The organism is Protofrankia sp. CiP1_Cm_nod3, assembly GCF_982290655.1.
The window spans coordinates 4,745-11,891 of record NZ_CEVIVD010000150.1 but is presented as its reverse complement, the minus strand read 5'-3'; the positions used below and the strand labels follow the sequence as shown (position 1 = coordinate 11,891).

6 protein-coding genes are annotated in these 7,147 nt (G+C 70.1%); 4 read left to right on the top strand and 2 right to left on the bottom strand.

Annotated features, from left to right (window positions below):
* A partial coding sequence (locus AC5LUJ_RS20505) for a hypothetical protein (RefSeq protein ID WP_493465542.1) occupies positions 1-1,687 on the top strand: 1,687 nt, incomplete at its 5' end.
* A 13-nt stretch (positions 1,688-1,700) separates the two neighbouring features.
* Here AC5LUJ_RS20505 and AC5LUJ_RS20500 read toward each other — a convergent pair.
* Positions 1,701-2,120, bottom strand: coding sequence for a CoA-binding protein (locus AC5LUJ_RS20500; RefSeq protein WP_250286149.1), 420 nt, complete (start codon positions 2,118-2,120; stop codon positions 1,701-1,703).
* A gap of 420 nt (positions 2,121-2,540) precedes the next feature.
* On the opposite strand from AC5LUJ_RS20500, the gene AC5LUJ_RS20495 reads away from it, so the two are divergent.
* From AC5LUJ_RS20495 to AC5LUJ_RS20485, 3 genes are all read left to right on the top strand, one after another.
* Complete coding sequence (locus tag AC5LUJ_RS20495; RefSeq protein ID WP_250286151.1) at positions 2,541-2,816, top strand: type II toxin-antitoxin system RelE family toxin; 276 nt, start codon at positions 2,541-2,543, stop codon at positions 2,814-2,816.
* 416 nt (positions 2,817-3,232) lie between these two features.
* Positions 3,233-4,219, top strand: a complete 987-nt coding sequence (locus AC5LUJ_RS20490) for an MHYT domain-containing protein (RefSeq protein ID WP_250291466.1) — start codon at positions 3,233-3,235, stop codon at positions 4,217-4,219.
* 153 nt (positions 4,220-4,372) lie between these two features.
* The gene (locus tag AC5LUJ_RS20485) at positions 4,373-6,172 is read left to right on the top strand and encodes a hydrogenase maturation protein (protein ID WP_250291468.1); all 1,800 of its coding nucleotides are present in this window, start codon (positions 4,373-4,375) and stop codon (positions 6,170-6,172) included.
* Between the two features lie 220 nt (positions 6,173-6,392).
* Here the strand turns inward: AC5LUJ_RS20485 and AC5LUJ_RS20480 are convergent, their stop codons facing one another.
* On the bottom strand, positions 6,393-6,974 hold the full coding sequence (locus AC5LUJ_RS20480) for a TerD family protein (RefSeq protein ID WP_250286157.1): 582 nt from the start codon (positions 6,972-6,974) through the stop codon (positions 6,393-6,395).
* Positions 6,975-7,147: the final 173 nt, after the last annotated feature.

The window sequence follows — 7,147 nt, the reverse complement described above, 5'->3', positions numbered from 1 at the left end:
CCCGCGGCCGGGCCCCGCCCGTCGGATGGCGGCCCGCGGGCGCCTCCCGGCCGCCGTCGTCGTCCCGATCACAATCGTCCTCGTACCGGCTGTCGTCCTGCGGGCACTGGCCATGATCGCCTATCGGCCGGCCCTGGAGTTCTCCGGGGACTCCATGGCCTACCTGCGGCTCGCCCGGCCCCTGGTGCCCGACCCGGTCCGGCCGGCGGGCTATCCGCTGCTGCTGCGCGCACTGTCCGTGACACACCGGCTGTGGGTGGTACCAGCCGTCCAGCACCTCATGGGCGTCCTGCTCGGCATCCTCCTCTACGCGCTGCTGGTGCACCGGGGCGTGACCGCCCGGGTGGCGGCGCTGGCGGCGGCACCGGTGCTGCTGGACGCCTACCAGGTGAACATCGAGCACTTCGTCATGGCGGAGACGCTGTTCGAGGCGCTGCTCGTCGTGGCCGTCGCGGCCCTGCTGTGGGCACCGAGACCGTCCGTGACAGCCTGCGTGCTCGCCGGGGGCTGCCTGGCCCTGGCCTCGCTGGTCCGCACGGTGGGGGTCGTCCTGGGGGTGCTGGCGCTGGCCTGGGTGCTGCTGCGGCGGCTCGGCTGGTCGCGTTCGGTCGTCTTCGGTGGCGCGTTGGCCGCGCCGCTGGTGGGGTACGCCGTCTGGTTCCACTCCGCGCACGGCGCCTACGCGCTGACCGGGGGCGACACGTACTGGCTGTACGGCCGGGTGGCGCCCATCGCCGACTGCGCGCGGCTGGACCTCAGCCCGGACGCCCGTCTGTTCTGCTCGCCGCATCCGCCGGCGCAGCGGCCCGGGCCGAACTACTACGTGTGGAACCACAACAGCCCCCGGTTCACCGTCGATCTCCCCGAGGCGCGCAAGAAGGCCGCGCTGGCCGAGTTCGCCCGCCAGGTCATCCGGCGCCAGCCGGCGGACTACGCACGGATGGTGACCGGCGAGGTGGCCCATTTCCTCACCCCCGGCCGGTGGGTGGGGGCACGCGACTGGTACGTCGGCAGCTGGCAGTTCCCCGACGAGACGACGCCGGCGTACTGGAACATCAGCGCACCGCTGATCACCTTCGACGGTACCCGGGCCGACCGGCGGGTCGGCCCCGAGCCGGCCGCGCTCCTGCGCGCCTACCAGCGCTACGGTTTCACCCCGGGGCCGGCGCTGGCCGTCATGGTGGCGCTCGGCGCCGCCGGCTTCCTGCCCGCGGGCCGGCGCGCCGGTCCCGAGCGGGCCGGCGGCACCAGCCCCGGCGGCACCAGCCTCGGCGGCACCAGCCTCGGCGGCGGCACCGGTGCTGGCAGCGGTGCCACTACCGACAGCAACATCACTACCGACCGTAGTGCCACTGCCGACCGTGGTGTCGGCACCGGCGGTGACGCAGGCACCGGCGGCGGGGCCGGGCGGCTGCGCGCGGACTGCGCGTTGCTGGTGGCGGCGGAGATGGCGCTGCTGGTGGTCCCGTCCGCCACGGTGTGTTTCGACTACCGCTACCTGCTGCCGACGCTGGTGCTGCTCCCGCCGGCCGCGGCGCTGGGCTGGCTGCGGATCTCCCATGCCCAGCCCCGCCGCCGGCCCGGGCTGCCCCGGCGGCGTCACCGCCGGCGACACCGCGGGCCCGCGCACTCCAGCCGCCGTGCGGGCACCCGGGTACGCGGGGCGGCCAGGGGGCGCGGCCGGTGACCGGGGAGGGCCGTCAGGGTGCCCAGCCGGCCAGGCGGGGCGCCTCCATGCGGGGGCAGGTGTCCATGACGACGGGCAGTCCGGCCCGTTCCGCCCGCCGCGCGGCGGCGTCGTCGCGGACACCGAGCTGCATCCAGATCCCTCCGGCACGGATGGCGACCGCGTCGTCGACCACCGGGCCGACCAGCTCCGAGCGGACGAAGAGGTCCACCACGTCCACCGGGAACGGGATCTCGGTCAGCGAGGCGTAGCCCTGCTCACCCGCGACCACAGGCGCGGACGGGTGGACCGGAACGGCCCGTTTGCCGTGCGCGCGCAGATAGGCCGCGATGGAGTAGGCGACCCGGGAGGTGTTCTGTGACAGCCCCACCACCGCCCAGACCTTCGTGTCGGCCAGCATCCGTCGGATGATCTCGTCGGTTCCGTAGCGCACACCCGGCACCAACCCGTGACACCGGCACGGTCATTCCTTGGCTGCCGAAGGCTGCCGGAGGAATGACCGTGCCGGAGATCCTGCGGGCGGGTGGGGACCAGCAGCCACGCCGGCGCCGGGCCGCGCCCGGCAGGTGCCCGAGCGGCGGCTGGACGTTGAGTGACACCGGACGTTGAGTGACATGAGTAGCCTTGGCGTCATGTCCGTCGCCGCCGGTCCCGTCGCGCCGTCACGGGCTGCCGCGCCGTCACAGGTTCCATCACAGATTGTGGCGGGAGGCGAAGTGGTCCCGCCCTTTTCGCCCGCCTGGCCGGAAACCCCGGCGGCCGGCGGCGGGGACTTCTACGATCACCATGTGAAGAACCGGACACGCGTGCCGGCCCCGTGCTCGTCACGCCCACGGATGAACGGCGTGGCGGTATGAGCGCCCGCCACGAGGTGACAGTCGCGGCATCGGCCGAGCGCGACCTGCAACGGCTGCCCGACCGGACCGCCAGTGAGATCCGCCGGTTCCTGGGCGGCCCGCTGCGCAACGACCCGCGCCGGGCGGGCACGCCCCTGTCGGAGTCGCGTTCGACGATGTGGGAGGCGACCGGCCCGTCCTGGCGGATTCTCTACCAGGTGGACGCGAACACGCTGTCCGTCCGGGTGATGGTGGTCGCGCACCGTCGTCATCCGGCCAGTCGCGCCTCGTAGTGGCCCGGGGACCCGGGCCTCCCGGGCCTCCCGGACCGGCTGCCGGGCCCGGCAGGAGCCACGGGCGCGGAAAACATGATCGCATCGCATTGCCTCCGGCCTGCCGACGGCCGACGCCTGCCAGCGGGCCAGCGGTCGTCGCCCGGGCCATCCACCCCAGAGGCATCACTTAAAGTGAATATTTTGGCTGCCAAAGTAAGATTTTTCGTCTCATGACGCTTTGTCCATAAAAATCTCTTTTAACTATAGTTAGTCCTGAAATAATTCAATTAGATAACTTATTTTGGCGTGAAACCCATCACTTGGCTGGCCCCGGTCGGGCTATAGTTGCCCCGTCGGAAGATCCGGAGGCTGCTGATCAGATGCCGTTACCCGGCAGCCCCCTGGGTGTCACATGGCGAACTCCTGGGGGTTGGATGGGATCAGTCAGTGCCGCAGCAGAGCATCTGCACGCTTCGTACGACCCCGTGTTCGTCCTGCTGTCCTTCCTTCTCGCCGCGTTCGGTTCGTTCGCGGCCCTGGCGTGCGCGGTCCGCTTACGTACGGCCACCGGCACCAGCCGGCTGGCGTGGATGACTCTCACGGCCGTGTCGCTGGGCGGGTGCGCGATCTGGTCGATGCACTTCGTCGGGATGGTCGCCTACCGTATCGAGCTGGGGATCACGTTCAACGAGGTGGTCACCAGCCTGTCGCTGCTCATCGCCGTGGTCGTGGCCGGCGTCGGGCTTACGGTGGTAGCCGCCGATCCCGACAGCCTCCAGCGGCTGCTCGTCGGCGGAACGGTCGCGGGAGCCGGTGTCGCCGCCATGCATTACACCGGCATGTACGCGATGCACACCCAAGGGGCGATCAGCTACGTGACGCCGCTGGTCGGCCTGTCCGTTGTCATCGCCGTCGTGGCCTCGACAGCCGCCTTCTGGATCGCGTTCCACATCGGTGGTGTCGGCCGGCGCGCCGTCGCATCGGTGATCATGGCGGTAGCGGTGTGCGGGATGCACTACACGGGCATGGCAGCCACGCGGGTCACCGCCGACCCCGCCGTGCCACGGCCGCACGGCGTCGATCCTTTCGCCATGGGGACCATCACCACCTTCACCGCGTCCATCGTTCTGATGTTCATCATCTTCGCCGCGACCGGCGGGATCGGCGCCCCCATACCCGATCATCACTACCTCGCCGCCATCCGCTCGGAAAAGCCTGCCCACGCCAGCTTTTCTCGTGCTGGCCGCGGTCCCGCACCGCGTGCCGCGGCGCGCTCACACCAGCCGGTATCCACCGCCGACGCCGGTGCCGTAACCGCGCAGGTGACCCCCTCCTCCGTCCCGCCCTCCTCCATCGCGGACCTCGAGGAACTCGGTCTGCCCAGGCAGAGCCACCGCGTGTCGCGACCTCCGGGACGGTGACACGGCCGCCAGCGGCGATCATCGCGCCGGGAGCCGCCACCCGTCGCGGGGCCAGCCCGTGGATCCACGCACCCCCATATCCCGATCACGGGAGAGCAGGTTCACCCGAAAACCCGTTCGGAGTTTCGATCTGACCTCTGACAAGGAAAGAAAATGAAGATTCTTCTACTCTCGTCCGCGTTCAACGGGCTCACCCAGCGGGCATGGGTCGAGTTACAGCGCGCGGGCCACCGTGTGACGGTCGAGCTCGCGCTCAGCGCGGAAACGATACGCGAGGCCGTCCGGCTGTCCGATCCTCACCTGATCATATGCCCCTTCCTGCGCGAACGGGTACCGGACGACATCTGGATGACCCGACAGACGATCATCATCCACCCGGGGCCGGTCGGTGACCGCGGGCCGTCCTCGCTCGACTGGGCCATTCTGGAAGGGGCGTCGACCTGGGGAGTCACGGCTCTGCAGGCCGTCGCCGAGATGGACGCCGGGCCGATCTGGTCGGCCCGTGAGTTCGCCGTCCCACTCGGCATCAGCAAGTCGGCACTCTACAACGGGCCGGTCACCGACGCGGCCATCGCCGTCATCCACGACGTGGTCGACAAGGCACAGGTCGTCGGATTCGTGCCCACACCGCTCGACAGCATCCCGGCACACCGGTTGCGCGGCAGGCTGCGGCCCTCCACCCGCGCCGACGACCGGCGCATCGACTGGGACACCGACACCACCAGCGACGTCCTGCGCAAGGTGGCGGCATCGGACGGCTCACCAGGCGCCCCCTGCCTGCTGTTCGGCGAGCAGCTACGCGCCTTCGACGCCAGCCCGGCCGTCGCGTTCACCGCCACGCGGGCCCGCGACGGTGAGCGCGAGAACACCCTGCTGTCCCGGCGGGACGGCGCCGTGCTGGTGCCCACCGTTGACGGCGCGGTGTGGATCGGGCACCTCCGCCGCGCCAGCCAGCCCAAACTCCCGGCCAACCTGGTGCTGGCCGACCACGTCCAGCCGCTGCCGGTGGCGACGTCGGAGGCTCCCGGCCCGGAGACCGGCCGGGACGTGCGCTACCACCGTCACGGCCCCGTCGGGTGGATCAGTTTCGACTTCTACAACGGCGCCATGTCCACGGAGCACTGCCGCCGGCTGCTCGCCGCGTTCACCTGGGCGAGCCAGCAGGACACCCGTGTGATCGTGCTGCGCGGCGGTGACACCTTCTTCTCCAACGGCATCCACCTGAACGTGATCGAGGCGGCCGAACGGCCCGCGACCGCCGCCTGGACGAACATCGACGCGATGGACGACCTGTGCCAGGCCATCATCACCTGCACCAGCCAGCTCGTGGTCGCGGGCATCTCGGGCAGCGCCGGCGCCGGCGGCATCATGCTCGCACTCGGCGCAGACCTGGTTGCCGCCCGTACCGGAGTGGTACTCAACCCGCACTACGACAACATGGGACTGTACGGATCCGAATACTGGACGTACACATTGCCACGACGAGTCGGTAAGGATGCCGCGGCGACGCTGACCACCGAGTGCCTTCCCGTCGGTGACGTGGAAGCGGCCGACATGGGCCTGGTGGACCGGCTGCTCCCCCGTGAGCCGTCGGAGTACGACGACGCCCTGCTGGCCCTCGCCAGCGAACTGGCCGGCGCGGGCTGGCAGGAGGCGTTGGACGCCAAGACCTCACGGCTCGCCGCCGACGAGGCCGAGATGCCTCTTGAGGTCTACCGCACCCGTGAGCTGAGCCGGATGGCTGTCAACTTCTTCACCGAGAACCGCCATGCCGATCTGCGCCGGGCATTCGTCTTCAAGGAAAAGCCCACGGCGACCCCCCAGAACATCGCTCTCCACCGGCATTCCTTGGCATGGCGGGACGATCTCCAGGGGTCGTCCGTCACCGGCGGCCCGGCCGCCACGATCGGCGCGCAGTCATCGGGACTCCTGACGCCGGCCCCGACCACCTGACATCGCCGTAGAGGGGCCCGAGGCCCTGGGCCGCCGGCGGCGCGAAAAACATCAGCGCACCGCCGGCGGCCCTTCAGGCGGACAACAGCGGGCGAAAACAGCGGGCGTCTCCGTAAGAGTTCTCATCCGTAAGAGTTATCCTCCACGGAGGCGCCCACCTGGCCCGCCGAACACCTCGGCTTTCCTGCTGACCAACGCCAACGGTCGGGACAGCAGCCGGTCAGGAGACGTTGACGCCGAAGTCGAGGGCGATTCCCCGCAGGCCCGAGGCGTATCCCTGGCCCACCGCGCGGAACTTCCATTCACTGGAATACCGATAGAGCTCACCGAAGATCATCGCGGTTTCCGTGGACGCGTCCTCGGTAAGATCATAACGGGCGATCTCCGTACCGGTGGTCGAGTCGCTCACCCTGATGAAAGCGTTCCGCACCTGGCCGAAGGTCTGCCGGCGAACATCCGCGTCATAGATCGACACCGCGAAGACAACCTTGGACGCCTGCGGCGCGAGCGCGGACAGTTCGACCGTGATCTGCTCGTCGTCCCCGCCACCGCCACCGACAAGGTTGTCGCCCAGGTGCTTCACCGCCCCGTCCGGGCTGACCAGGTTGTTGAAGAACACGAAATACTGGTCGGAGAGAACCTTGCCGCGGTCGTCGACGACGATCGCGCTCGCGTCGAGGTCATAGTCGGCGCCGGAGGTCTGGCGTACCTGCCAGCCGAGACCGACGGTCACCGCACGGAGGTTGGGGGCGACCTTACTGAGGGATACATTGCCGCCCTTGGACAACGACACCGATGCCATGGGTGAAAGCCTAGACTGCGCGGGACACGCCCGTACACACACCCTGCGCGCACTCACCTGTCGCCCCGCGCGTACGGCCCACGGCGGCCGCCCGGGACACCGGCCGCGCCGCGTCGTCACCCCCGGGGCCGTCAGGCCAGGGGCCGTCAGCCAGGGGCCGTCAGTCCCGGCGC

Coding starts and splice junctions, on each gene's coding strand:
- AC5LUJ_RS20480 (WP_250286157.1), bottom strand. CDS start 6,974: ATGGCATCGGTGTCGTTGTCCAAGGGCGGCAATGTATCCCTCAGTAAG.
- AC5LUJ_RS20490 (WP_250291466.1), top strand. CDS start 3,233: ATGGGATCAGTCAGTGCCGCAGCAGAGCATCTGCACGCTTCGTACGAC.
- AC5LUJ_RS20485 (WP_250291468.1), top strand. CDS start 4,373: ATGAAGATTCTTCTACTCTCGTCCGCGTTCAACGGGCTCACCCAGCGG.
- AC5LUJ_RS20495 (WP_250286151.1), top strand. CDS start 2,541: ATGAGCGCCCGCCACGAGGTGACAGTCGCGGCATCGGCCGAGCGCGAC.